Source organism: Marinomonas sp. UCMA 3892, from assembly GCF_012726345.1.
Classification (GTDB): Bacteria; Pseudomonadota; Gammaproteobacteria; order Pseudomonadales; family Marinomonadaceae; genus Marinomonas.
Genome location: NZ_PTXN01000002.1, coordinates 273,387 through 298,891, shown reverse-complemented (window position 1 = coordinate 298,891; position 25,505 = coordinate 273,387). Strand labels below are relative to the sequence as shown.

22 protein-coding genes are annotated in these 25,505 nt (G+C 43.2%); 5 read left to right on the top strand and 17 right to left on the bottom strand.

Translation table 11 applies throughout. The features are described 5' to 3' along the window. Window positions 1-162: 162 nt before the first annotated feature. Genes lnt through miaB form a run of 5 tightly spaced genes read right to left on the bottom strand, consistent with a single transcriptional unit; the run spans window position 163 to window position 5,494 of the window. Window positions 163-1,794 (bottom strand): apolipoprotein N-acyltransferase, encoded by a 1,632-nt coding sequence (lnt, locus tag B6N13_RS04255; RefSeq protein ID WP_248280223.1) that lies wholly within the window; start codon window positions 1,792-1,794, stop codon window positions 163-165. Beyond that, on the bottom strand, window positions 1,736-2,602 hold the full coding sequence (locus B6N13_RS04250; protein WP_169458592.1) for a transporter associated domain-containing protein: 867 nt from the start codon (window positions 2,600-2,602) through the stop codon (window positions 1,736-1,738). Before B6N13_RS04250 ends, lnt begins: the two co-directional genes overlap by 59 nt. 12 nt (window positions 2,603-2,614) lie before the next feature. After that, entirely contained in the window at window positions 2,615-3,079 is a 465-nt protein-coding gene (gene ybeY, locus B6N13_RS04245; RefSeq protein WP_012070598.1) for an rRNA maturation RNase YbeY, read from the bottom strand. Beyond that, window positions 3,079-4,125 (bottom strand): PhoH family protein, encoded by a 1,047-nt coding sequence (locus tag B6N13_RS04240; protein WP_012070597.1) that lies wholly within the window; start codon window positions 4,123-4,125, stop codon window positions 3,079-3,081. Before B6N13_RS04240 ends, ybeY begins: the two co-directional genes overlap by 1 nt. A gap of 13 nt (window positions 4,126-4,138) precedes the next feature. Next, entirely contained in the window at window positions 4,139-5,494 is a 1,356-nt protein-coding gene (gene miaB / locus B6N13_RS04235) for a tRNA (N6-isopentenyl adenosine(37)-C2)-methylthiotransferase MiaB (protein WP_012070596.1), read from the bottom strand. A 217-nt stretch (window positions 5,495-5,711) separates the two neighbouring features. Here miaB and B6N13_RS04230 point away from each other — a divergent pair, with 217 nt between their 5' ends. Further along, window positions 5,712-6,398, top strand: a complete 687-nt coding sequence (locus B6N13_RS04230) for a hypothetical protein (protein ID WP_012070595.1) — start codon at window positions 5,712-5,714, stop codon at window positions 6,396-6,398. An 85-nt stretch (window positions 6,399-6,483) separates the two neighbouring features. Here B6N13_RS04230 and B6N13_RS04225 read toward each other — a convergent pair whose 3' ends face one another. Beyond that, window positions 6,484-6,942 carry an EVE domain-containing protein gene (locus tag B6N13_RS04225; RefSeq protein WP_169458591.1) on the bottom strand — a complete coding sequence of 153 codons (459 nt, stop codon included), beginning with the start codon at window positions 6,940-6,942 and terminating at the stop codon, window positions 6,484-6,486. Between the two features lie 150 nt (window positions 6,943-7,092). Here B6N13_RS04225 and B6N13_RS04220 point away from each other — a divergent pair, with 150 nt between their 5' ends. Then, a complete protein-coding gene (locus tag B6N13_RS04220; RefSeq protein ID WP_169458590.1) occupies window positions 7,093-8,193 on the top strand; it encodes an HD domain-containing phosphohydrolase in 1,101 nt (366 codons plus the stop codon). Between the two features lie 88 nt (window positions 8,194-8,281). Continuing rightward, window positions 8,282-9,208 carry a histone deacetylase gene (locus B6N13_RS04215; RefSeq protein WP_169458589.1) on the top strand — a complete coding sequence of 309 codons (927 nt, stop codon included), beginning with the start codon at window positions 8,282-8,284 and terminating at the stop codon, window positions 9,206-9,208. A gap of 1 nt (window position 9,209) precedes the next feature. Here the strand turns inward: B6N13_RS04215 and B6N13_RS04210 are convergent, their stop codons facing one another. The 3 genes from B6N13_RS04210 to B6N13_RS04200 form a co-directional block, all read right to left on the bottom strand. Next, entirely contained in the window at window positions 9,210-9,794 is a 585-nt protein-coding gene (locus B6N13_RS04210) for a DUF6151 family protein (protein ID WP_169458588.1), read from the bottom strand. A 316-nt stretch (window positions 9,795-10,110) separates the two neighbouring features. After that, window positions 10,111-10,566: a GNAT family N-acetyltransferase gene (locus tag B6N13_RS04205; RefSeq protein WP_169458587.1), complete on the bottom strand. Its 456-nt coding sequence runs from the start codon at window positions 10,564-10,566 to the stop codon at window positions 10,111-10,113. A gap of 70 nt (window positions 10,567-10,636) precedes the next feature. Then, a complete protein-coding gene (locus B6N13_RS04200; protein WP_169458586.1) occupies window positions 10,637-11,833 on the bottom strand; it encodes a benzoate/H(+) symporter BenE family transporter in 1,197 nt (398 codons plus the stop codon). 95 nt (window positions 11,834-11,928) lie between these two features. Between B6N13_RS04200 and B6N13_RS04195 the strand changes: the two genes are divergently transcribed. Next, window positions 11,929-13,419 (top strand): PLP-dependent aminotransferase family protein, encoded by a 1,491-nt coding sequence (locus tag B6N13_RS04195; RefSeq protein ID WP_169458585.1) that lies wholly within the window; start codon window positions 11,929-11,931, stop codon window positions 13,417-13,419. A 604-nt stretch (window positions 13,420-14,023) separates the two neighbouring features. Here B6N13_RS04195 and B6N13_RS04190 read toward each other — a convergent pair. From B6N13_RS04190 to B6N13_RS04180, 3 genes are read right to left on the bottom strand one after another with little or no spacing between them, the layout of a single operon-like run. Further along, the gene (locus B6N13_RS04190; RefSeq protein WP_348981521.1) at window positions 14,024-14,674 is read right to left on the bottom strand and encodes an RluA family pseudouridine synthase; all 651 of its coding nucleotides are present in this window, start codon (window positions 14,672-14,674) and stop codon (window positions 14,024-14,026) included. Window positions 14,675-14,680: 6 nt separating this feature from the next. Beyond that, window positions 14,681-17,509, bottom strand: a complete 2,829-nt coding sequence (rapA, locus tag B6N13_RS04185; protein ID WP_169458584.1) for an RNA polymerase-associated protein RapA — start codon at window positions 17,507-17,509, stop codon at window positions 14,681-14,683. 2 nt (window positions 17,510-17,511) lie between these two features. After that, window positions 17,512-18,129: a YigZ family protein gene (locus tag B6N13_RS04180; RefSeq protein WP_012070579.1), complete on the bottom strand. Its 618-nt coding sequence runs from the start codon at window positions 18,127-18,129 to the stop codon at window positions 17,512-17,514. Window positions 18,130-18,324: 195 nt separating this feature from the next. Between B6N13_RS04180 and rmuC the strand changes: the two genes are divergently transcribed. Further along, on the top strand, window positions 18,325-19,638 hold the full coding sequence (gene rmuC, locus B6N13_RS04175; RefSeq protein WP_012070578.1) for a DNA recombination protein RmuC: 1,314 nt from the start codon (window positions 18,325-18,327) through the stop codon (window positions 19,636-19,638). 307 nt (window positions 19,639-19,945) lie between these two features. On the opposite strand, the gene B6N13_RS04170 is transcribed toward rmuC, so the two are convergent. The 5 genes from B6N13_RS04170 to B6N13_RS04150 all read right to left on the bottom strand — a co-directional run bounded on the left by B6N13_RS04170 (window position 19,946) and on the right by B6N13_RS04150 (window position 25,434). After that, complete coding sequence (locus B6N13_RS04170) at window positions 19,946-21,112, bottom strand: cation diffusion facilitator family transporter (protein WP_012070577.1); 1,167 nt, start codon at window positions 21,110-21,112, stop codon at window positions 19,946-19,948. 298 nt (window positions 21,113-21,410) lie between these two features. Then, window positions 21,411-22,307, bottom strand: a complete 897-nt coding sequence (locus B6N13_RS04165; protein ID WP_012070576.1) for a recombination-associated protein RdgC — start codon at window positions 22,305-22,307, stop codon at window positions 21,411-21,413. A 2-nt stretch (window positions 22,308-22,309) separates the two neighbouring features. Continuing rightward, the gene (locus tag B6N13_RS04160; RefSeq protein ID WP_012070575.1) at window positions 22,310-22,888 is read right to left on the bottom strand and encodes a thymidine kinase; all 579 of its coding nucleotides are present in this window, start codon (window positions 22,886-22,888) and stop codon (window positions 22,310-22,312) included. A gap of 70 nt (window positions 22,889-22,958) precedes the next feature. Next, window positions 22,959-23,249: a LexA regulated protein gene (gene ybfE, locus B6N13_RS04155; RefSeq protein ID WP_012070574.1), complete on the bottom strand. Its 291-nt coding sequence runs from the start codon at window positions 23,247-23,249 to the stop codon at window positions 22,959-22,961. A 100-nt stretch (window positions 23,250-23,349) separates the two neighbouring features. Next, window positions 23,350-25,434, bottom strand: coding sequence for a carboxy terminal-processing peptidase (locus B6N13_RS04150; protein ID WP_248280222.1), 2,085 nt, complete (start codon window positions 25,432-25,434; stop codon window positions 23,350-23,352). Window positions 25,435-25,505: the final 71 nt, after the last annotated feature.

Here is a 25,505-nt window from a genome sequence, read left to right as displayed (position 1 = left end):
TTCCTGACTTGACTCTACCACCTACATCCCTGTAGGTGTCCTGCGTAGTAATGCATACCATGAACCTTGGTATTCAGTTCTTAAAATAAAAAATACTTGCGCCTGTTTCGCAAGCTCAACGCGTCAGCGTGAATCAAATTCCAAGGTTCATTTCGTTATTGGTTATCTGTTTTTGCGGTTTAGAATTAAGCCGTTTAAATAAGCAAATATCACACAAATCCCCATTAGCAAAAGTGTTGGCCAATAACCCCATTGCACGTATGGTGTATTACCTGTAAAGGCTTTTGCCTCAGCTGTCAGCGTTGTTCTTTCAAATTGCGGCGCTTGTGCGACCACTTCGCCTTTTTCATTGATGAACGCCGTAATACCTGTGTTTGTTGCGCGGATGACATAACGGCCCGCTTCTTTTGCTCTAAATTGCGCTATTTGTAAGTGCTGCCAAGGGCCAAAAGATGTGCCAAACCAGCCATCATTACTAATGGTGATTAAGAAATCGCTGTCTCTTACCATGCGTCTTACTTGTTCTGCATAAACAATTTCATAACAAATAAACGGCGCTATACCCCATTCGCCGACTTGTAGAACTGGTTGGTTTTCATCGCCGGCTTTAAAGCTCGACATAGGCATACCGAACACATCTAGGATCGGACCTATGTATTGCGCAAACGGAATATATTCGCCAAAAGGAACGAGTCTACGTTTATAATAAAGCCCAAAACCGTTTCCTGTTGCCCAAATAGCATTATAGTAATCTTTATGGTCTTCACTAACATCTGGAATGCCAGTAATCAGAGTCGTATTAGTGTCCTTAAGTTCTTTGCTGAAGCCTGCAAAATAGGGTTTTATTCGTGGATATGAATAAGTGATTGCGGTTTCAGGCCAGACAACTAACTCACTGTCTAAATGTTCGATGGTAGTTTGTTGGTAATAGGCTAAAGATTTTCCTGCTGTTTCAGCTAGCCATTTTTCATCCTGCTTTACATTGCCTTGCACCAAGGTGGTTTTTAATACGCCTGTTTGTTGTACCCATGAAACCGGGTAATAGCTTAAATAGGCCGAACCTAACCAGACAATAACGAGCACGAAAACTAGCATGAGTTGATTGGTTTGCTTAAGCAATATGCTGGCGATCACGCTGGAGGTTAATACTACACATGCGCTAGTGAGCCAAATTCCTCCAATGGGCAAAAGCTCAAATAACCAAGTGTTTTCAATCGAATAGCCGGGTAATAGCCAAGGAAAGCCAGTAAAAAGAGTGCTACGGGCGAACTCTCCAATCAATAAACCTAGTGTGATCCATAGGCTCGCAGGTATTTTCTGGAAGCGCTGAATGAGTTTCCATGATGCCCAAGCTGAAAGAGCCCAAAAAATGCAGAGCACAGCAACAAATGCAAAGGTGATAAGTCCGGCTATTATGCTACCAACTTGCCCGTATTCAGCAATACTGACATAAACCCAAGAAACGCCCGCGCCAAAAAAGCCTAACGCGACAGCTGTACCACGCCAGCAGGCAGATTTTGCTGTTGTACTTGTTAAAACGAGTAGGCTAAAGACGATTAAGCTAATAAAATAGCCTGGCCAAAAATGAAAAGGTGAGAAACTGGTTACGCCTAAAGCACCAGCTATAATACCTATAAGGCCAGTAAAAGCGGGAGGGAGTTTGGATATTTTTGCTACTAAGAGAGGCTCCCACCCCGTCTTGGTATTGGTTAAGTCGGGGTGAGGCATGGTCATATTAATCTGGTGTGTTGATGGAAGGTTTGGTGACTTGAATGGTTTTAATACGGCGTCCATCCGATTTCACCACGCGGAAATGGAAGTTGTTGAAGAAAAGCTCTTCATCACGCAATGGCACATGGCCAAACTGTTGCACAAGTATTCCGCCAATGGTGTCGAACTCTTCTTCGTTTAGTTCGACTTTGAAGAACTCATTAAAGTCTTCAACTGGGCATAATGCTGGCACAAGATAAACACCGGGTTCGGTGGTTACTTGAATGCCTTCGTCATCAAGTTTATCGGTTTCGTCTTCGATTTCACCAACGATTTGTTCTAATACGTCTTCAATCGTCACTAAGCCAGACACGCTGCCGTATTCATCTAGAACTAATGCCATGTGATAACGCTTGGTGCGAAAATCATTCAACAATACGTTTAGGCGTTTGCTTTCAGGAATGAAATTAGCAGGGCGTAAACGCGCTAAGATATCTTCTATTGTGATATCGCTTTCTTTAAATAATAAAGGCAATAAGTCTTTGGCAAGTAGGACGCCGAGAATTTCATCGGAGTCCTCACCTACAACTGGGAACCGTGAGTGAGAAGAATCTATTATTTTGCGGATTGACGTTTTGGGGTCATCTTCGGACTTAATGACCACCATTTGAGATGGTGGAATCATGATGTCACGTGCCTGAACTTCAGAAACTTCTAGTGCGCCTTCAACAATAGTGAAAGCATCGCGATCAATAACATCGGATTTCACTGCAGCTTCTAGAAGTTTAACGATGTCACCACGGCTGCGTGGTTCATCGTTGAATGCTTGGGTTAAACGTTCAAACCAAGATTTTTGTTGATCGTTGGATAAACTCGATCGGTCGTCACTCATTAGGGTATTAGCTCACTCTTTAATCAAATAAGGATCAGAAATAGATAGGGAAGCTAGTAGCTCTGTTTCTATCGATTCCATTTCATCTGCTTCATCATCATTTATATGATCATAGCCGCGTAAATGCAAGATGCCATGAATAGTCATATGAGCCCAATGATGGAATAACTCTTTATTTTGTTCTGCGGCTTCTTTTGCCACAATTTGAGCGCAGATGACCAAATCGCCTAATAATGGGAGTTCTAACCCAGGAGGTGCCTCGAATGGGAAAGATAGGACGTTGGTAGGTTTGTCTTTACCGCGATACTCGTGATTAAGCGCATGGCTTTCTTCTTCATCGACGATGCGAATGGTAACTTCAAACTCTTCATCTACTTCTGGAAGGGCTTTTTCGACCCAAAGTCTAAAATCCGCTTCGCTTGGTAAGTTTGCTGTTTCTTCTGTTGCTATTTGTAGATCAAGTTCTAAATACGCCATTATTTGCTACCTGCAGACTGTTCTGCTTGTGCAGTTAGACGCGCTTCAGTGCGTGCTTTTTTTTCAGCTTCCACTTCAACGTCAAATTTATCATAAGCTTCAACAATACGCTGAACCAGCGGATGACGGACAACGTCTGAGGAGCTAAACAGAGTCATACTTATTCCATTTACGTCTTTCAAAACGTGCATTGCTTGCGCTAAGCCAGATGTTGTGCCGCGAGGTAAATCGACCTGAGTGGTATCGCCGGTGATAACTGCAGTTGAACCAAAGCCGATACGCGTCAAAAACATTTTCATTTGCTCTCGCGTGGTATTTTGGCTTTCATCCAAAATTATGAAGGCGTTGTTCAAGGTGCGGCCACGCATGAAAGCAAGCGGTGCGATTTCGATAACATTTTTTTCTATTAACTTATCGACTAACTCGAAACCAAGCATTTCGTACAAGGCATCATAAAGAGGGCGCAAATATGGATCAATTTTTTGTGACAAATCTCCCGGCAAGAACCCCAGTTTTTCGCCTGCTTCCACAGCAGGGCGAACTAACATAATACGCTCAACACGGTCCGCTTCTAGTGCTTCGACCGCACAAGCCACAGCCAAGTAAGTTTTACCTGTACCTGCCGGCCCGATACCAAAGTTGATATCGTGTTTGCGAATTTGTTTGACGTAACCTTGCTGGTTTTTACCTTTTGGCTTGATAAATGCCTTGCGAGTTTTAATCACTAGCTGGTCAGCTTTCTCTCTTTTACTGCTCGTCAACGATTCTATCGCTGACTCTTGCAGGTAAAGATGAATCATTTCAGGTGTAATTTCTGTATTCGCCAATGCTTCACGGTAGAGGCTTTCTAGTAGTTTTTTTGTCGCAGCTACATGTTCAGAATCTTCACCGGAAATGTCGAATAGCTCGCCACGGTATTTAATAGAAACATCAAGTCTCTTTTCTATGAGTTTGATGTTTTCGTCGAGTTGACCGCATAGTTCAACCAAAGCATCGGCTTCGGCTGGAACTAAACGGATTTGTTGAGTTGTCTGTGTGATTTCCAAGATTTACCTTTGATTATTGTAGTACAAAGTCAGAGTCGAGTTCAGAGCCTACTAACTCTCCAAGTAGGGAGTTAGGGTAAGCGTCTGTGATAACAACATCTGCGAATTTACCAATCAATTGTGGATCGAACGCACGGAAATTTACAATCCGATTGTTTTCAGTTCGACCTTGAAGTTGTCCAGGATCGCGAGGTGAATAACCGCTTATCAAAATACGTTGTACTTCACCGACCATAGACAAGCTAATGTCATAGGCTTGTTGGCTGATACGACGTTGTAAAATAGCAAGACGTTCTTTTTTAACGTCTTCTGGCGTGTCATCTTCTAGATTAGACGCTGGCGTACCTGGTCGTTGACTGTATACAAAACTGAACGAGTGATCAAAGCCGATTTCCTGAATTAGATTCATGGTATCAACAAAGTCATCATCCGTTTCGCCAGGGAAGCCAATGATAAAGTCAGAAGATAAGCTAATTCCTGGACGCGCTTCTTTAATACGATTGATCTTATCAATGTAATATTGGCGGTCATGACCACGTTTCATTGCGCTCAAAATGTTATCTGCACCGCTTTGGACGGGTAGATGTAAATGACTGACCAATTTAGGCTCATTGCGGAAGGCTTCAATCAAGCTATCGCTGAATTCAACTGGGTGCGACGTAGTAAAGCGAATACGCTCAACACCATCGATTTGTGCAACTGCATGAATGATGTCTGCAAGATCGGCTTCATCGCCTTCAGCGGTATCGCCACGATAAGCGTTAACGTTTTGTCCTAGCAAGTGAATTTCACGTACGCCTTGCTCAGCAAGTTGTACAACTTCTTTCAAAATGCTGTCGAATGGGCGGCTTACTTCTTCACCACGAGTGTAGGGTACAACACAGAAGGTACAGTATTTACTACAGCCTTCCATGATGGAAACAAAGGCTTCTGCGCCTTCCACGCGTGGAGCTGGCAAGTGATCAAATTTTTCGATCTCAGGGAAGGTTACGTCAGTGATCGGAATGTGTTTTCCGGCCGCGTTGACCATCTCTGGTAATTTATGCAGAGTTTGAGGGCCAAAAATCATATCCACGTGTTTAGCTCGTTTACGAATCGCATCGCCTTCTTGGCTTGCTACGCAACCACCTACACCAATAACTAGGTTTGGGTTTTTCTGCTTGAGTTTTTTCCAACGACCTAATTGGTGATAGACCTTGTCTTGCGCCTTTTCACGAATTGAGCAAGTGTTAAGCAGCAGAACGTCTGCTTCTTCTGCATTGTCTGTGAGTTCCATTTCATGACTTTCGCCAAGTAAATCTGCCATACGAGAGGAATCGTATTCGTTCATTTGACAGCCATGAGTCTGGATAAAAAGTTTTTTTGCCATGTAACGTATTAACCTAAAAATGTGTTCGTCTAATCGACTTTGGAGCTATTATATTGGGCTTTGCGTCCGAATCCCATAGCTGTTCTGAATTCCCTGTAATTTAACGTAAAAAAGTAAGTTGAAATAGTCGTGTTTTCTTACTGGAGCTTTTGTGAAACATCAGCCACAATAATTGCACAATTTGTTTTTACGAGCGTCTTTTTATTGAGAGAGTGTTTTGACTGTATTAGCCCGTATTTTTGTCTCATGTCTTCTTGTTAGTAGTGCAGCTCATGCAGAGAGAGAGCCGCCTAACTTTGCTTTTGGTTTAGGTTATGGTCTTTTGGATGAGAAGTCTTTGATGAATATTGACTTTAAAGTGAATATTCCTATTAACGATTATTTATCCACCCAAGTATTGTTAAACAGCAACTATCTTATCACTGGCTCATCAAAAAGTAGCTTTGCCCAATCCGAGCTTTCTTCGAACTGGTTTCTCCATAACGAATATGGTCGTTTGGGGCTTGGAGTTGGCATTTCTGAACTAGAGCCAAGGGATGAGGAGTTAGAAAGTGAGCGGGATGTTATCGGGCAGTTTATTGGGGAGGCATTTTTAGGATCCTTTTCGTTGACGACTAACTATATATCCACTGATACAACATTGAGTAATGTAACTAGCTCCCGTATCGGGATAGGTTATTATTTCAATGAAGATCTACGAACTTCACTGTATCGGGAAAAGTACAATCAAGATGAAGTGGGTTGGCGTCTTGAAACCTATTTTCAACCCAAAAAATATCGTCGAGTGGGAAGTGTTGGTGTTATTGCAAGAACAGGGGATGATTACGATTATTTAGGTGTGGTTGTTCAATATTACTTTGATTATGCTGTGTCATTAAAGCAGCGGGATCGAGAGTTCCATTAAAACACCAATTTAGCATGGACTTTTTCTAAATATTTGAGACCTTTTCACAAAATTACTAACGTAGTAGTTGTGCAAAGGTCATCATTTATTTTTTCAGTATGGTGGAGATGTATTCCCATTCACTTTGTGTAATAGGCATTACAGACAGACGGCTGCCTTTTTTGGTTAATAACATCTCTGTCAATTCAGGGTTCTGCTTTAATTCTGCTAACGTCAGAATGGACGGCCACTTTTCAACAAATTCCACATCGACCATATACCAACGCGGGTTTTCTGGCGTGGACTTTGCGTCAAAGTATGGGCTGCTTGCGTCCCAGCTAGTATGGTCTGGGTAGGCGCTTTTACAGACTTTAGCTACGCCGACAATGCCAGCGGGAGAACAACTTGAATGGTAAAAAAATACCAAATCACCTTCGTTCATTTCTTTCATGAAATTTCGTGCTTGGTAATTTCTTACACCATCCCAAGGTGAGTTTTTTAGTCGTTTTAAGTCATCTATTGAAAACGCATCGGGTTCAGATTTCATAAGCCAGTAGTTTGGCATGGATACCTCGTTTGCATAATGAAACATACTCTATGTGCACGCTTACAATTATTCTAACTACAATAAGAGGGTGATGCTATAAATTGCCATTTTTTTGGGCAAACTTAAGTATATGTCAGGGTTGTAAGTTCCTTGTAATGGAAGAAAAAAATGAGCCACTTTGCGTGTAAAGCCTTTTCAGCGTTGGAAAAAGAGCTTAAGGATGATTTGCTAGAATGCTATGTAGAAGCACAGCAAGAAATTGAAGAAAGCATTAATAGCATTGAAAGTGATGGGTTTTCATTTGATAAATTAGACAAGCTCTTTCGCTCTTTGCATAGTATGAAAGGCAATTGCTCTGTTTGTTTTCTTGATCCTCTGGTTGGCGTTTTGCACAAACTAGAAGAGATCGTTGATGGTATGCGTGGTGGATACATTCAATATCACTCTAATTTGGGTGAGCTGATCATTGTGGTTATTGAAAAAGTTTATGACTTGCTTAAACAAGTTTATCAATCTCATGTTGCTGAAATAGCGGTGCGTGATCAATTACAAGTAGGCTTGGATGCGATTTACGCTGAAGAAGATGATAGTAAACGCCCCGAAATGGCAGCAACCTTACTCAGGCAATGCAACCAAATAACAGAAGAAGTAAAAGAAGAACCGGCAGTCACTTCTGTGATTGTTAAAGTTGAATATACCGATGAACAAAAGGCTGACATTGAGTCATTTATTGGGTTTAGCCAAAAATTAAACCGCTTACTTGGTTATTCATCAGAACGGAGCGAGCGTATCCTCAAGCTTTGTCAATTGATCAATGCTGAATGTAAAAGCTCTATAGATCCAGCTCAATTAAGTGCAGCGGCTTATATGCATAATATGGGTATGGCGCTGATTCTAAACTGCAAAGACGATGAAGCTGCAAAACGCCAAGCAGAGCACAACCATCCAATGGTTGGCGCTAAACTTCTTTCCAAACATGAAGGCTGGGAAGATGCGGTTGCTATGGTTCAGGCGCATAAAGAACGTTTTGATGGTACGGGTTTCCCCGAAGGTTTGGTGGGCTCTTTGATTCCTCAAGGTGCTTTTATTTTATCAATGGCTGTTATGTTTATTGATGCTGTTTGGGGTAAATCTGGTAGTGATTACAACAAAAGTGCCATGCGCGCCGTACAAATGGTGAACTTCGAAAGTGGCAAAGGTTTCCCGCCACATCTTATTGAGTCTTTTAATGGTGCAATTCGAAAAGTTCTTGTGGCAAAAAGCAAATAGCTAATATCGAATAGTAAAAGGTAGTAGCATCCCCCAAGCAACCCTTGCTAGCATGGCTCTCTTTCTTAAGAGTTAAGTAATCTGTTTTATGAATGCCGCTTTGTTACCACTCGTTTTCCATCCTAATTACAGCATTCCATTTCCCGCAGGGCATCGTTTTCCCATGCGTAAGTTTGGTTTATTAGCGGAGTCATTAAGAGAGCAGGGGATCCTGACGGACGAAAATGAATACACGCCTGCGCCGCTTTCTCTTAAAGTATTAATGGCTGCTCATCATAAAGAATACGTACAACGCTTTATTCGTGGTGAGCTGAGCAAACGAGAAGAAAAAGAAATTGGCTTGCCTTGGTCTGAATGGCTAGTCGAACGGACCTTGCGCGCCGTCTCTGGCACCATGCTCACCACGGAACTCGCGTTCGAACATGGCTTGGCTTGTCACCTTGCTGGTGGTACGCATCATGCACATCCTTCCCATGGTTCTGGTTTTTGTATTTTCAATGATTTAGCCGTCGCTGCACTTGCCCTGATTGAATCGGGCAGGGCGAAAAAAATCCTTATTCTAGACTGCGATGTACACCAAGGCGACGGAACTATTGCTTTCTTCAAAGACAGAGTCGACATTATTCCGGTTTCTTGGCATTGCGAAGAAAACTATCCGCCAATCAAACAAACTGCTGGCATCAACATCGCCATCCCCAAAGGTGCAAATGACCAAGAATACCTCTCCATCCTAAAAAGCACCTTGCCAGCGATTCTGGCTGAACAGCAACCTGATTTCGTCTTTTACGATGCTGGTGTAGATGTCCATCAAGACGATCGGCTCGGCTACGTCAATCTTACCGATCAAGGGATTTTAGAGCGAGATAGCTACGTGATAGAAACCTGCGTCAACCTGAAACTGCCCACCGCTTGTGTTATTGGTGGTGGATACGATAGGCAAGAAGAAAAAGTTGCCTGGCGGCATAGCTTGTTACACCAAGCGGCCAATCAAATATGGAAAAAATACTTCCTGTAGGCTAAATCTTAAGATGCTTTTTCTCTAGGACTTGAGCGGAGCAAATTGGCGTGCCATTGTTATTAAAAAGCTCGGAGGGCTTATTTAGACCTTTTAATTTCCATGAAAGGATTTTGGTCACCATTCTAAAGTTAATGCTCAACGAAGAAGCTTTGAGATTCTCTGGAATAGGTGTTTTGGCATACTTAGTAAGAACGTAACCTCTGCTTTTTCCTAAATCAGCGTCACGTGTTTGCGTATTGTCCATGAAGCTATGAATCACCCCAATAAATGGGCCACCAACGCCAAACGTATTGCCAATTGGGGTATTGCAGCATTTCGCATACCAGCGATACATGCCTTTAGAACTAAGCCTGATACAGGCTATTTCTGCTTTTCCTTCGCTAATCGTGAGGAAAGAGATCGGTATTTGAAATATATCTGTTCCGCCATATTGATCTAATACACTGTCTTCCTGATCTAAAAATTGAGCAAATGCTTGGCAGTCGTCACAACAGCAAGTAATCCTTGTGCCAATTTTTGCACTTTCCGCAGAGGCTTTGCCTTTTATGGTTCCGCAGGCACATTTCAAATTTATTTCAGTCATTGGGTTAAGTCTCCTTGCTGTGAAAACGCATTGTTCACAGTTTAGCAGCGTTTTAAAAATAAATGGGAAATGCGAGTGAGTGAATAGGACTCGATTTGGGATTATCATGATTTTTGATTTAACAATTGTGTTAGTTAAATGGGCTTTTCGAACAAGCTAGATTATCTAATGAGTGTTAGGTGTAATTTAAGTCAGTTTTTTATGAGAAGCATGAAAGTAGTTTCTAATATATAAGATTGAGTTTTTAAGTAATAAAGAGACTCAGCCGAGGCTCTTTATTTAAAAAGTGTTATTGAGTTGTTACTGTAATGGACTCTTACAATGTCATTCTGTATTCAATAACGCCTGGTTCTTCAGCAACCCAATTATAAAGCCGTTGCGCGACTTTATTGCTTTCTTGGGTATGCCAGTAGAAGCGGTCGCTGTTTTTAGCCCGTGCCTTTTCTTTTACATATTGAATTAGTTTTTTCCCAATGTGCTTCCCACGGGTGGCTGGATCTACGAATAGATCTTCGAGGTAGCAGAAGTTATTTATTCCCCAAGTTGAATCGTGGAATAAATAATGGGCAAAGCCGAGAATTTTTTCCCCTTCCCTTGCTACTGCGCAATACACCGGCACGTTTTCATCAAAGAAGCGTTTCCAAGTAGCTGCAGTCACTTCATCAGCTAATTGGACCTGGTAAAATTCTTGGTAGCTCAGCCAATAGGGTAGCCATTGGGTATAGTCTTCCGGTTTAACGCTTGTGATAATGATATTAGGGCTTTGGTTCATAGTTCATACTCGCTTTTTTTGGGTGAAAATTTATTTCATAAAGTTTTTGGTTAAATACTGATTACAAATATTATTTTGTTTTCATTGAAAAGTTTGTGCTTAATAAAGCATAGGCAGCGAGGCCGATTAGCAGCCCCCAGAAAGCGCCACCTCTATCGAACAGAGTGATATTAGATGCGCTTGCTAAAAAGGTAATGAGAGATGCCTCGCGCGAAGCTGAGTCACTGATAGCAGCAGTAAGGCTGCTGGAAATAGTTCCGATCAAGGCTATACCGGCAAGAGCTGTTATAAAGGCTGTAGGAAATGCCATAAATAGTGTTGCCAGCGTAACGCCGAATATCCCCACAAGAATGTACAACACGCCTGCAATAACACCAGCAATCCAGCGTTTCGCCGGGTCTTGATGTGCTTCTTTACCAGTACAAATAGCAGCAGTAATCGCTGCAATATTTATTGCGTGAGAGCCAAACGGCGCAAACAGCAATGAACCTAGGCCGGTAAGGGTCAAAATAGGACTGGCACTGGTTTTAAAGCCATCATTGCGTAGTACCAGCATTCCAGGAATGTATTGGCCTGTTAGCGTAATTAGGAATAACGGCAGTGCTATACTTAGCAGTGCATTCCACGAAAAAACCGGTGTAATAAAAACTGGTGTTGCTACGATTAGTTCGATGCTGGATAAATCCAGTCGTTTTTGCAGTATTAGCCATATTAGTCCGACTATCATCATGCCTGCTACGGCGTAACGACCAGCACTCCGTCTTAATACAAGATAGCTTAATACCATCAACACCACTAAGAGTGGCTCGACATTGATTACAGCAAAGGCCCCGATACCAAATTGCAACAAAATACCGGCGAGCAAGCCAGCGGCAATACCGGGTGGAATTAACCGGATTACTTTTTCAAAATAGCCACTTAGACCTAGTACGATAAATAAAGCGGCAGATACCAAGTAGGCGCCAATAGCTTCCGCGTAGGAGACCGTCGGTAATGCGATAATCAGAAATGCTGCTGCTGGTGTGGACCATGCTGTGATGATAGGTTCGCGGGTACGCCAGCTCAGAAAAATACAGGTAAGCCCAACGCCAATCGATGAAGCCCAAACCCAAGATGCTGTTAATTCAGGCGATAAGTTTGCTATTTTTGCGGCCTGAAATACCAGTACAAAGGTCCCTCCATAATTGACGATTACAGTCATCAGTGCAGCTATGGCAGGGGGGAGTGCATCAAATGATTGTTTGGATTTTTTCAAATATGCGTACATAGTCGCCGACTCTTTTGGTAATAAATTAGGCTTGTATTTATAGCAATTAAATGGCCTGATTTACCCATCCAATTTTATAAAGGAGTCCAGTCCAATTGTTTAAATCTTCTCAATTGGAGACGGTAAAGGCTTGGTTGGTTAATCCAATCAATTCGGCGTTTCCATTGCATATAAGAATCCAGAGGGCGATAAAACAGCTCATTCTTGATGGTGTTCTTACCTCCGGAAAGCCCTTGCCTGCAACACGTGCTTTGGCAAAGTCATTGGCTGTTTCTAGGGATACTGTTGAAACCGCCTATGGCCAGTTACATGCGGAAGGTTTTATAGAGCGGCGCGTAGGAAGTGGCAGTTTTGTTTCAATGAGGGCTCATCGATTATCTAAACGGCCTGTATTGCATTCAATTCCGTCGGACAGTCATGAAGCAATATTGAGCCAAAGAGGTATGGCTATGTTTCTTGACGGAGGTATAAAAAACTTTTCAGCTCCTAGGCCTTTTATTCAGGGTGTGCCAGAAACACGTAATTTTCCGTTGCCAGTCTGGGAGCGTTTGGAGCGACAGGTGTTGAAAGAATACGGCCATCTAGCGTTGCAAGCAGGTCCGCCGCAAGGTATGGAGGCATTACGTTGTACTGTTGCTGATTATATTAATCTTGAACGTGGCGCACGGGCAACGCCGGAACGTATTCTGATTTTAACAAGTTCACAGCAGGCCATAGCGCTTTGTGCGCAGGTGTTATTGGATACCGGTGAGCGGATTTTTATGGAAGACCCAGCCTACCATGGCGCACGAAAGGCATTTGAAGCTGCTGGTCTTGAATGTATTCCGATTCCAGTTGATAAGCACGGTTTGCAGGTTGATGCTCTTTGTAATTCATCGGTGTCGGCTAGGGTTGTGTTCTTAAGCCCATCACACCAGTTTCCTACTGGGGCGACATTGACACTGGACCGGCGTTTAACATTAATAGAGTGGGCCGCTCAACAGAAGGCTTGGATTATCGAAGACGATTACGACAGTGAATTTCATTATGCAGGTAAGCCGACTGCTTGTATTCAGGGGATGGACCGTTACGAGCGTACGATTTATGTGGGGACATTTACTAAGTCGTTGTTTCCTGGTGTTCGTATAGGTTACATGCTATTGCCTGATTCCCTTGTCGAACCAATGACTCGCGCACGTACTTTGTTGGATGGGCATAGTGCGCCGATTCCGCAATTAACACTTGCACGTTTTATCGAAGCTGGTCACTTTGGTGCTCATGTACGTAGTATGCGACTCATCTACGCTGGACGCTTGAATGTGTTGGTGCAATTAATTGAAAAGCATCTCTTTGAGTACGTTATTCCAATAGTACCGGATGGAGGAATGCAAATATTTTGCAAGTTGGTGTGTGAAATTTCTGAGCAGACGGTTATTGATAGTGCTCGTCGTGAAGGTATAGACCTTTTCGGATTAACTGCGCTTTACGCATCAGCCCAGCCCCAAGCTGGTTTTTTGTTGGGCTTCGCAGCGTATACTCCAATGGAAATGGATACCGCTATAAAGCTCCTTGCTAAGGTGTTTCGAACTTTACTGAAAAAGGAGTAATAAAACAGACTGTATACTCCTTTTAGTCCTGAGTTGCAGAAAATCTGAATCAGTTTAATTTGATTGGTCTTGCGTAAGATAATGCTTCAAATACCCAGGATTGGCAGGAGGGTGCAGTAACGGCACGGTCTTGTGAATATTCAATGACATAACAACTTTATCCTTAGAAGTTCTGCTGAGTAATTACTGTTGTATCGGCATCATTCACACACCATCTTGCACCGCTTTAGGTAATACACCAGAGTTAATCCTCAACATGAAAGCTTCGCTTCCACCGTCAGATTACGCCTCGTTCCTCGTCTCATCAGACCTACGGTCTTTGTCTTGAATAAGTCAGTTCGACGTGACGAAGTTGCGCGACTTTATGGAGTTTCAGAGTCAGTTAAAAATACCCTTCCTAAGTACAACAAAACCAATCTATGCCTTACGATCTAAATCGTCTTGCTAAACTCTGCTTTAGCAAAGTGAATGAGACGTTTGGGCGAAAGCCCGATAAAGCGAATTTTTGGTTACTTTTTGGGCGCTAGCAAAAAGTTACCCGCTCAGCAGAGCGGAATAAAAGTTGACGCATACAAAGCGTTTGAATGGAACTTAAAGACAAGAACTAAAACGGACAAGCCGCGACAAAGGCAATCCATGCTTTGGTAAACGGATGCCTAAACTCTAGCCGATAGGCGTGCAACAACAACCGAGGGTCGTTCTGAAACTCTGGGTCGTAGAATTCATCGCCAATAATCGAGTGTCCTAGGCTTTGCATGTGAACACGCAGTTGGTGAGAACGGCCAGTAAACGGCACGAGTCGAACACGGGTGGTGTTGTTTTCATAGGTCATTTTTTCCCAGTAGGTGATGGAGTCTTTGCTCCATTCATCAGTACAGATGATTTGTCTAGGACGGTTTGGCCAATCACAGCGCAGTGGTTTTCGTACTTCGCCTTTTTCACCCAAAAGATGACCGCGCAGTAAGGCGCGGTATTCTTTTTGGACTTCTCGTTCACGAAAATGCGCATACATGCGTTTTTGACATTCGTGGGTTTTTGCCACGAGTATTAAGCCAGATGTGGCTTCGTCCAGTCGATGTATGGCAAAGGCTTCGCCAAATAAACACTCTGCTCGATACAATATTGAATCGAGCTTATCTGGGCCACGACCGGGCACAGATAAGCAGTTAGCAGGTTTGTTTATCACGGCAAACCATTCGTCTTCGTACAATATCTCTAAGCGAGATAGCTCTAAACTCGGCACTGCATCCTGCACAGGATGTTATTCCGGCTTAGTAGTTAAGATGATACGAATCGCATCCAAGCGGATTTGGTGCTCGTCGATACGAGTCAAACCTTCTTGCATGTTGGTTTCAAGACGTTCTATGTCTTCATCACGAATGGTGTCGTTAAATGCTTTCAATTCCACTAAACGTTCGATTTCATTCTGGCAACGATGTTGGTAAGACGTTTTCGCTGCGTGAACGATCGGACGCGCTTGGTCTTGAGCATTCAACTGGTGAGCTTGTAGTACTTCAATAAGGTTTTTGCGCAAGGCAGCAACCCATTGTTCCGCGACTCGGTTTGGCACACCTTTCAGTTTTTCTGCCCATTTGTCGGCCGTAAATTGCTGATGGAGGAATTTGCCGTTTGAGTCAGACAATTGCCACATTGGTGTCATTGGCAGAGATTGCGCCAATTTTAAACGTGGGTGAGCCGTCGCTTCGATGACGAACATACTTTCCACCAATACTGTGCCTTCTGGTAATGCAGCGATTGGCAAGATAGCTGAAGTAAGCTTGCCAGAGTCAAAGCCTTGAACTTCGTCCATTAGCATAGTGATCAGCGGGTGTTCCCAGGTTGCGAACGCTACGTCTTCACGCTGGCTTGCTTGACGGCGATCAAGCATGAGCATTTTGCCTTCTTCTTCGATACCTGGCAGAGCTTCGAGCATCATGTCAGTAGAAGGCCGCAAGAACCAAGCGGCGCGATCTGGATCATCATTGATGCAGTCTGCGTAGATGTTGAACGCGTGAGTAACTTGTTCAATGTAATGATGCAGGCCTTTTGTCGCTTGGTTGTTAATCTGTTCGATTAACGCACGGGCTTGTTCTGGACGGCACGAACTCATTTCTAGCAAGCGGTTACGACCTTCTTCCATTTGTTTTAGCAGTGCTTCATGGTAGATGTTTGCTTCTTTTAGCAGATCTGTATCGTCGTCTTGGCCATGCAAGTACGCATGTAAGCTATCGCCAAAAGCTTCTTCGACTTTATCGCCAGAACCCGTAGTACGACAAAATGCGTTTAGGGCGTGGTGATACCAGTTGAATAGACGCTCTTGCACGCTTTTCTTGAGATAAGGTACGTGGATTTGCACGTCGTTGAGTTGCCCTAGGCGATCAAGACGACCAATGCGCTGTTCAAGCAGGTCTGGGTGTTCTGGCAAATCGTACATGACAATGTGATGGCTGAATTGGAAGTTACGGCCTTCACTGCCGATTTCAGAACACACTAAAATTTGTGCACCATCTTCGTCTGCAAAATAAGCTGCAGCACGGTCACGGTGGATCAGTGGCATTTGTTCGTGGAAATCTGCACTCTGGAAGCCAGCAAAAGTCAGTTGGTCATTTAGCCATTGTGCCATGTCGGCGGTGTGACAAATAACTAGAACTTTGTCTGCTTGGCATTCTAGGAATTCCTTTAGCCAAACCCAGCGAGGATCTTTTTCCCATAAGCCGTCAGGCACTTCGGTTTCTGGTTGCACATGACGATCAGCGGATTCGAAGTGTTCATTGTTATCTAATGGATAAGAATGAAGGTAACGATCCGGGAAGCCACCCACAGCAGCTCGAGTGTTACGGAACATTTCGCGTCCCGTTCCGTGGCGGTCGATTAACCAACTGATGGCTTCTTTTGCTGCTTCGGTTTGTTCTGCACCAGATTTGCTTGTAAGTGCTTGGAACCAATCTTTGGCGCTGACTTCTTGTAAGTAAGAGCCAAACGCCTTGTTCCAATCTAGTGCTGCTGGTGAGCTGTCTTCTTGACTGAATGGCAATAGAGCTTCTGCTAACTCAGCCGCTTGTTTGAATGCTTGTTGTTGTGTTTGGTAATGCTCGAAATTGTGATAATGATCAGCATCTAACAGTTGCAAGCGAGAGAAATGCTCTCGTTCACCAGTTTGTTCTGGTGTTGCGCTCAACAGTAATAGAGATTCTGTTTTCGCCGCTAAGCGTGCCACGACCTGATAACCAATGCTTGGTGTTTCTGGGTGCCACGCAAGGTGATGCGCTTCGTCGACAATAACCATGTCCCATTCCGCATCTAGCATATGCTGAGTGGCTTTCGGGTGTTGGCTTGCCCAATCGATTGGCGAGATAACAAAAGGTTGTTGCTCAAACGGGTTGTCGTCGCCTTCCATGAAGTCTTCGTATACGGATTCGTTGATCAGTGAGAATGGCTGGTGGAAGCGGCGTAGCATCTCAACCAACCACTGATGTTGCAGGTTGGTTGGTGTTAGAATAAGTACGCGTTTGCATAGTCCGTTTAGTAAGCGTTGATGCAAGATTAGGCCGGCTTCTAGGGTTTTACCCATACCCACTTCATCACACAAAAGGGCGCGTGCTTTCGGGCGATTAGCAATCTCATGAGCCAGATAAATCTGGTGCGGTAGAAGCTCTGCTTTCAAGCCCATTAAGCCGCGTACTGGCGATGCTGCATTGGCTGCTTGGTGTTCAAGCGTATGGCGACGTAGGTCGAACCACATGCGACGAGCTGGAGAAAGTGCTAATAAAGAATCTAGCTCGTTCTTGTCGTTACGTGGGAATTGAATGATGGATTCTTCTAACCAATCATCGTCTTCGCTGATGCGGTATTCGATCAGATCATTAATTTCTTCGACTTCCAATACGGTGAAGGTTTCATCTTGGAAGTGCAGTTGATCACCGACGGTTAACGTGCGGCGAACAAGACTAGTCTGGTCATTTGAGTATTGACGATCCGCTTCCGCATCAGGGAAGTGCAAGGTAAAAGACTTATTTTGTGTGTCTACTATCATGCCAACGCCGAGATCAGGCTCGTTGCGGCTACTCCATCTTTGTCCAGTTTGGTACATAGTTATTCATTGTCCGGTTCAATTAAAGTTAAACTGCCTTGGCATAAATCCGTCAATACGATTTTATGTTCAGGCCAAGTACGTTCAATAACAGCAAGATCAATCACTATGCTGTCACTGTATGTTTTGTTGGTTATTTCTATATCGCTCTGTTCTAGCCAATATTCAACCTTCCCCAGTAAAGAATAGGCGATTTTCAGCTGAACGGGGCTGCGTGGATATACATTTTCATATTCTGTTTGCGAAAGCGCTTCTTGTACGGCTTGGCTGTACGCTCTTACTAAGCCTCCCGCCCCAAGTTTTACACCGCCAAAAAAGCGGGTTACGACTACTGTGGTTTCACCAAAATTGGAATGTTGTAATACATTCAACATCGGCTTACCCGCTGTGCCTTTAGGCTCACCATCGTCGCTTTGATCCCATAGATGGGCATTATTTGGCATACCTGCAATAAACGCCCAACAATGATGGTTAGCATCAGGGTAGCGTTGGCGCATTTCATCTATAAAAGCCTTTGCAGCATCGCGGCCGTTCGTACGACAAACGGTCGTAATGAACTGACTATTTTTTATTTCTAGATCAAAGCGTTGCGTGTGTGTTGGGCTTAGGTAGTAATCCATGTAAACTTATCGAGACCTTAGCATGACTGCTGCGCGCGCCAATACAGTGTTAAAAATAGATCCAAAATGCTCATTTATAACCTATAAACTCCGCTTTTTCGTCTATTTTTGCCTCGTCTTGCCTTTGCTCGTGACGTCATGCAAATGCCTCACTTTGTTAAAAACAGACATTTAAAATAGCGAGTTTTAATTCATATGACAGATTGGCTTTCGCAATCAGTTTGGGTGTTATCGGGCTTTTGTATCGGCGCGATTCTTCTATCTGGCATTGCTGGCGCTATTGTACAGGCTATGCGCCGTCAGTGGCAGCACACACAAGAAAAAATGCAGCTACAAAATGAGGAATTAAAGCGTCTTTTAGAGCAATCGAAAGATCAGATTCATTATTTGGAGAAAGAGTCGCTGACTTTAGAGCAACAATTTGCTGCCGCACAAAGTGTTTGGCAGGAAAAGGAAGCCTTTTACCGCGAGCAAAAAAAGCAAAACGAAACCGAATTTAAGCAAATGGCCCATGAAATTATGAGTCAGCAGGGGCTGCAATTAGCGAAAGAAAACGAGCGCCAGTTAGGTTCTTTATTAACGCCGCTTGGTTCGCAAATCCAAAAATTTCAAGAAAGTGTCGAAAAGAGTTATCAAGAAGAAGCTCGTGAGCGTTTTTCGTTGGTGAAAGAAATAAAAGGATTGCAGCTACTGAACCAGAAAATCAGTGATGATGCGGTGAGTCTAACTCATGCCTTGAAAGGTCAAAACAAGCTTCAAGGTGGTTGGGGGGAAGTGATTTTAGAGCGAATTTTAGAGCGCTCGGGCTTGGAGAAAGGTCGCGAATACGAAACACAAGCGTCTTATCAAACAGCAGAAGGTCGACGCCTGCAGCCCGATGTGGTGATTCATCTGCCCGAAGGTAAGCAAATTATTGTCGATTCGAAAATGGTGCTGATTAGTTATTTAGCTTATATGGAGGCCGAAACCGATGAAGATAGAAATCGTGCGCTAAAACAGCATTTGGATGCGGTGCGTCGTCATATGAAAGAGCTGAGCGCCAAGTCGTACCATGATTTGCCTGGCGTTACCTCACTGGATTTTGTGCTTTTGTTTATTCCTATTGAGGCGGCATTTGGTTTGGCTTTACAAGGTGATAATGGATTATTTAGCGAAGCGTTTGAGCACAATATTATTATTGTTGGGCCGTCTAATTTGTTAGCGACTTTACGTACCATTCAAAACATTTGGCGCAATGAAAAACAAAGTCAAAATGCTATTGAAATTGCGCGGCAAGCTGGGGCAATGTACGACAAGTTTTCGGGATTTGTACAAGATATGGATGACATTGGTAGCAAGCTGGAAGCCGTGAGCCGTACTCATGATTCGGCCTTGAAAAAGCTAACCGCAGGGCGGGGTAATCTGGTTGCTAGAGCGGAGAAGCTAAAGTTGATGGGTGCTAAGACGAGCAAGGCATTGCCAGTAGAGTATCTAAGTGATGATGTTTTTACCGACGAACCGAACGAGTAATTGAATTTTTTCGTGTTTCATTACTCGTCGCTTTTGGCGTAAATTGTCGTGCTTTAGAGTGTCAAGGTTTTTGGTTTGGTGTTATCGGGCTTTTTGACGGCCTGAAGGCTGACCTACAGGTGATTGTTTTTTTGTAGGTCGTGATTCAGAGCTTGTGGTCGTGCTTTAGCGCGTCAAGGTTTTGTTTTTGTGTTGAGAGCTTTTTTGTCGTACTAAAGCACGTCCCAAAAAGCTCATAACGACATTTTAGGCCTTGTCGGGATAAATCCCGACCTACAAAAAAAACATAGCTGATTAATTTTCTTTGTTATTCTGGGAAAACCCAAAGCACAGTGGCCTTATTTATGTAGTTGGTGGTTTGCAGTTCCTGAAGAATTCTAGTGGTCAGTTTTTGCAAGTCCGTGCCTTCTGGAACCTTTGCTGAATTGGCGATGATTTCCAAATCAAGACGATTGTCTAGGTAGTGTAATCGAGTGTTAGGGATGTCTACGTAGGCTGTATGTTGGCGCAGTAAAAAGCCTAGGTCCGCCAATATTTGATGACGAGCTGGTAGTTTTAAATGTGGTGGTTTGCCGGATTCATGAATGAAACTTTCAGTTTGGATCTTATCATCGGTGTCGATATGTACCATCACATCTTGTACTTGTGAATGGGCTTTTTTGATGGTGTAAGCAACTAAATCGCCAAGGTAATGACCTTCGCTTACGCTAGCATGGCTTGGCACATGAATGTGCATATCTAGGTAAATTTTACCTGCCATGGATCTTGCTCTGACATCATGAGGTGCCATGACATGTTTTAGGCTATTAGCTGTTTCTTTGATTTGTGCAATAAGTTTTGGATCGGGCGCTGTATCCACCAGTTCAGCTAAGTTTTCCCATACCATGCTGACTGCCATTTTGCCTATCAATAGGGCTACGACAATTGAAGCCACCATATCTGCCCAGCCGTAACCAAAGTAAACACCAATCAAGCCAATTAGTACGGCTACAGAAGAAAGTGCATCACTACGACTATGCCAGGCATTGGCAACCAGCATTTTGCTGCCAATTTTATCGCCTGCTTTTTTTGTGTAATGGAAAATAGCTTCTTTAATGGCAATGGTCGCAACCAATGCTGCGAGGCCATACCAAGTAAATTGCGCTTGTGATGCGGGGGCAGTAATTGACTCATAAGCAATGCCAAGAGCGACAACAATAAGTACTATGCCGAGAAATACTGTGGTCAAGGTTTCAAAACGAAGATGACCATAAGGGTGGTTTTCATCTGGTCCTTGGCGAGAGTTGGCAGAAGCAAAATATACAAATACATCAGTGACTAAGTCGGATAATGAGTGAATACCATCCGCGATCAAGGCTTGGGATTGAGAAAAATACCCTGCGACTATTTTGGCTAAACCGAGTAGGGCGTCCCAAACGGCTCCGACAAGGGTGACTCTTATGGCTATGTCTTGTTCTTGCTTCAATTTTGTCATAAGGCTTTTTAACCTGTTGAGAGTTTTAAATACTAGGGCTGCTTAACATAATCCATCTTACTTAACTTATCTTAAGTTTCTATTAAGGGAGATGAGTTTAAGTAGAAATTAACAGTGGTTTTAAGTGGTATTTTTGTTGAATTTAATTTGACAATAAGGATGAATTATACCTGTTTAAATTAGTGCATTTTGAATCTTTGTGGCAAGAGCGCCTTGTTGTCTAGCTTACCCAATGTTCTCCCCAAGCTTATCCACGAAATCTGTGGAAAAGGTTGGGGAGCTAAGAAAAGACGGGGTTTTAATTGATCTCAAACCATAAGCAGTAAGAGGCAAAAAATTCTCTCATAGTCAATGACATTAAGGAGAAGTTAGCGTCCATATCAGATAAGCCGCCACCTTGAGAATCATTAAACGCAGCTTCTTTTAATGCATCATCAAATTTAATTTTGCGTAATGTCAGATCTTCATGCAGAACGAAGCTTAATTTGTCCGTCCAGCGCAGGCCTAGGTTTTTAACCGCCATGCCTTGTTGTAAGTGACGTGTTACGTCTTCCGATAACGGCTCTAGAGACTTGAAGCGAATGGTAGCTTTGTCTTCAGAAGAATCTTGGATCTCGCATTCATCACCGGTTTCTAGGCTGGCAGGCACTTCATTTTTAACCAACCAATCTGTCATCAATGAAGAGGGTGAAACTTGCGCTTGCAATGGGGTCATTGGGAAGCTGCCAAGTGTGGTTTGTAGGTGCTTAAATAGTTGTTCTGTCATGCTGGCATTGGTGCTGTTGAGAACCAAAATTTTAGCTTGTAGATCAATGTATGCCCAGATGTCTGTACGCTTTGAAAACGCCTTCGGACGAAGTGTGAAAACCAGCTCGTCTTTCATGTCTGATTTTTCTTTACGACCAACCTTGCGACCTTCGATTAGCTCTATTTCAGCTACTTTAGCTTCTAGCTCTTCACGTACCACGGCAGAAGGTAAGACTTTTTCTTCTTTGCCTGCGCGGAATAGTAAGCAGCGATCACTGGCTAGGCTCCATTGTTCGCTGTTACGGATAAGTGGTAACCAGCCGAAAGAGAACTCTTCCTGAGAGCCGCATTCTTTTAATGGGAACTCAGGGATTTTGTCGATCAATTCATTAGTATCTAGTGATTCGGTGTCTTTTAATTGGAAAATCTGGGCGTTCTTGAACCACATAATTAGTCTCTCACGGCTTCTTTAAAGTGTTTTCGGCAAACGGACAAGTAACGGTCGTTGCCGCCTATTTCTACTTGTGCGCCTTCTTTAACGGGGGTTCCTTGTGCATTGAGTCGAATGACCATGGTGGCTTTGCTGCCACAATGACACACGGTTTTTAATTCTATTAGTTTATCTGACCAGGCAAGTAATGCCTTGCTGCCTTCGAATAGTTCGCCTTGGAAGTCAGTACGAATACCAAAAGCCAGAACGGGAATGCGCAGTTTATCAACGACTTCTGAAAGATCGTAGACTTGTTCTTTGGTTAAAAATTGTGCTTCATCAATCAAGATGCAGCTTAATGCTTTTAGCTGATTTTCATCTTTGATTAAAGTGATGATGTCAGTATTGCTATCAAATAGGCTGGCTTCTGCAGATATGCCAATTCGTGAGGCAATTTGCCCCGTTTCAAATCGGTCGTCTATCGATGCTGTAAGGAGTAAAACCCGCATACCTCGCTCTTGATAGTTATGAGCGGATTGCAATAGAACGGTGGATTTTCCAGCGTTCATTGCCGAGTAGTAGAAGTACAGTTTGGCCATATTAAGTCTGTTTAGTAGCTTGCTGTTTAATTTGGCTGGTGAGTATAGCAAATCACTATCGTGAATGGCCTTATTTTTTAGATCTTGTGCTTTTGGGTTTATCTAGGCTTTTGTTAATTTGCTGGGTTAGCCATTCTGCACGTTTTAATCCATTCATTTCACAGAGTTTATCCAGCTTCTCGATAATGTCTTGCTCAATGATAAGTTCTAAACGCTTTAGCCCCTGAGCTTTTTCTTTCTCTCGTTGTGCCCGTTTATTGATCTTGAGCTGGTCTTTTCGAGTGAGAGGTTGGGTGCGAGGGCGGCCAGGGGATTTACCAAATAGGTCGATTGTATTCCGGTCGGATGACGCTTTTGCCATAGTGTAATGTTCGTATCAATGGATTAATGATTTTGATGGCGCATAAAAATAAGAACGAAAAACAGTCAAATACTGTTTTTCGTTCTTTATGTTTTATCTTTTAGTTTTGCGCTGTTTTCTTTTCGGCTTGTTTTTCTGCCATTTGGTTGGTGGCAATAAAGTCTAATAGGATTTCAGACGCTTCTTTTGCGTAAGTGTCTTCTTCTATCGGTTTAATATCTTCAACCGACGTGAGTAGTTCTAGTCCTAACGCTTTGCGGCGAGTGTTTTCACGTTCTAGCTCGCTTTTTTTATTGTCTTCTCGTTGTTTTATGCGAGTACTTTCCTTCAAAGAAATAGTTTTATAGGTTTCTACTTGTTTTTTGAACTCACCTATTTGTTCATTGATCGCAATGAAGTTAGGGTCTTTCGCCATTCTGGCTTCATGACGTGGTTCTAAAATAGGTAGATAAGCCGGCATATTCCAATAAACTGGATAGCGAGTTTCGTGGATTTTATCCCAAGGTAAAGGGTTATCTAGCGCACTTTCCCCAATGGTTTCTTTATCAATCAAAGAAGGGAAGGCTATGTCTGGCATAACACCTTTATGTTGAGTGCTTTCTCCAGAGACGCGATAGAATTTAGCTTGAGTAACCTTCAGTTGGCCTTTGTCCATGTCTTGCAATACTTGAACTGTGCCTTTTCCGAAGGTTTGATCGCCAAGAATTAGAGCACGCCCGTAATCTTGTAAAGCGCCCGCAACAATTTCAGAAGCGGATGCACTCATGCGGTTTACCAGCACAGCCATTGGACCACTGTAAGCAATGGCAGGGTCAGAATCGCCTAATGGTGTGACTCGTCCACTTTGATCACGGATTTGTACTGTTGGTCCAGATGGAATAAATAGACCTGCTAGGGCATTGGCTTCTTGTAGGGAACCACCGCCGTTATTTCTTAGGTCAAGAATTAATGCCGAAATATCTTCTTTACGTAGCTCTTCTATGAGTTCTTTGGTGTCTCGAGTAGAGCTTTTGTAGTTTTTGTCGCCAGCCTGTATCGCGGCAAAATCGGAATAGAACGTTGGTAGTGTAATGACGCCTACTTTGTATTTCTCGCCATCTCGTTCCACTTCAACGATTTCTTTTTTGGCGGACTGATCTTCAAGCTTCACTTTTTTACGCACAATGCTAATGCGTTTACTCGTTTGTGTGTCGCCTTTGCTTGGCGTAACCTCCAGTATTACGGTCGTATCTCTTTCGCCACGAATCATATCGACAACATCGTCAAGACGCATACCCACCACATCAACCATAGGTTTGCCTTCTTGGCCTACCGCAATAATTCGGTCATTAGGTGAGAGATCACTTTGAGTTGCTGCAGGACCACCAGGAACCAAACGCACGACTTTGGTGTAGTCATCGTCCATCTGTAAAACAGCGCCAATGCCTTCAAGAGATAAACTCATGTTGATGTTAAAAGCTTCTGATGCGCGTGGTGCAAAGTAATTGGTGTGGGGGTCTAGTGCCGCAGTTATTGAGTTGGCAAAGATTTGATACACGTCGACAGCATTAGTTTGGTCGACTTGCTTAATTTGATTTTTATAGCGACGTTCAAGTGTAGAGATGATTTTTTCTTCGCTTTCACCGTTCAGCTTCATGGTTAAAGCTCGGTTTTTAAGGCGCTTGCGCCAGTAGTCATCAAGCTCTGCTTCAGTTGTTGCCCATTTTTGCGTGTCTGGGTCTGTATTAAGTGTTTCATCTATTTCATAATTGAAACCTTTGATCATCTCTGGCAGATGGTCTTGGAGGCTTAGAAGTCGCTTTTCTAAACGCTCAAGGTAAAGGTTGTAGATGGTGTAAGCAACCGTTGTGTCACCGTCTCTTAATGCGTCGTCAAAGCTGTTTCTATATTGAGATAGCTTGTCTATGTCGCTTTTGAGAAAAAAGCTTTTGCTCGGGTCTAGAGCATCAATGTAGTAATCAAAGGCTTTTGCTGAAATGGCATCATCAATGTGAGGTCTGTTATAATGGATGCCTTCTAGCATCTCAACGAGTTCTTTTGATACTTTGTCGTATTCATGAGGAGGCTGTAGCTCCTGATAAGCGGACGCAGGTGTTGAGGCAAAGGTATAGCCGGTTAAAAGGCAAAGCAAAAGGCGTTTATAGTTCATCCGGTATGGGCTCTCTCTGTCTATTTTATACGTCATTGGTAAAATCATATTAGACACTGGGCTGTAAGGCTAGCCAAAGTGTTAAAAAGTCACTTTTTTAAAGCATT

Excerpts from the sequence above, each read along its gene's own strand:
- B6N13_RS04210 (WP_169458588.1), bottom strand. The coding sequence starts at position 9,794 with ATGACTGAAATAAATTTGAAATGTGCCTGCGGAACCATAAAAGGCAAA.
- B6N13_RS04220 (WP_169458590.1), top strand. The coding sequence starts at position 7,093 with ATGAGCCACTTTGCGTGTAAAGCCTTTTCAGCGTTGGAAAAAGAGCTT.
- B6N13_RS04180 (WP_012070579.1), bottom strand. The coding sequence starts at position 18,129 with ATGGATTACTACCTAAGCCCAACACACACGCAACGCTTTGATCTAGAA.
- B6N13_RS04215 (WP_169458589.1), top strand. The coding sequence starts at position 8,282 with ATGAATGCCGCTTTGTTACCACTCGTTTTCCATCCTAATTACAGCATT.
- miaB (WP_012070596.1), bottom strand. The coding sequence starts at position 5,494 with ATGGCAAAAAAACTTTTTATCCAGACTCATGGCTGTCAAATGAACGAA.
- B6N13_RS04205 (WP_169458587.1), bottom strand. The coding sequence starts at position 10,566 with ATGAACCAAAGCCCTAATATCATTATCACAAGCGTTAAACCGGAAGAC.
- rmuC (WP_012070578.1), top strand. The coding sequence starts at position 18,325 with ATGACAGATTGGCTTTCGCAATCAGTTTGGGTGTTATCGGGCTTTTGT.
- B6N13_RS04165 (WP_012070576.1), bottom strand. The coding sequence starts at position 22,307 with ATGTGGTTCAAGAACGCCCAGATTTTCCAATTAAAAGACACCGAATCA.
- lnt (WP_248280223.1), bottom strand. The coding sequence starts at position 1,794 with ATGGACGCCGTATTAAAACCATTCAAGTCACCAAACCTTCCATCAACA.
- ybeY (WP_012070598.1), bottom strand. The coding sequence starts at position 3,079 with ATGGCGTATTTAGAACTTGATCTACAAATAGCAACAGAAGAAACAGCA.
- B6N13_RS04225 (WP_169458591.1), bottom strand. The coding sequence starts at position 6,942 with ATGCCAAACTACTGGCTTATGAAATCTGAACCCGATGCGTTTTCAATA.
- B6N13_RS04150 (WP_248280222.1), bottom strand. The coding sequence starts at position 25,434 with ATGACGTATAAAATAGACAGAGAGAGCCCATACCGGATGAACTATAAA.
- B6N13_RS04170 (WP_012070577.1), bottom strand. The coding sequence starts at position 21,112 with ATGACAAAATTGAAGCAAGAACAAGACATAGCCATAAGAGTCACCCTT.
- ybfE (WP_012070574.1), bottom strand. The coding sequence starts at position 23,249 with ATGGCAAAAGCGTCATCCGACCGGAATACAATCGACCTATTTGGTAAA.
- B6N13_RS04250 (WP_169458592.1), bottom strand. The coding sequence starts at position 2,602 with ATGAGTGACGACCGATCGAGTTTATCCAACGATCAACAAAAATCTTGG.
- B6N13_RS04200 (WP_169458586.1), bottom strand. The coding sequence starts at position 11,833 with ATGTACGCATATTTGAAAAAATCCAAACAATCATTTGATGCACTCCCC.
- rapA (WP_169458584.1), bottom strand. The coding sequence starts at position 17,509 with ATGTACCAAACTGGACAAAGATGGAGTAGCCGCAACGAGCCTGATCTC.
- B6N13_RS04160 (WP_012070575.1), bottom strand. The coding sequence starts at position 22,888 with ATGGCCAAACTGTACTTCTACTACTCGGCAATGAACGCTGGAAAATCC.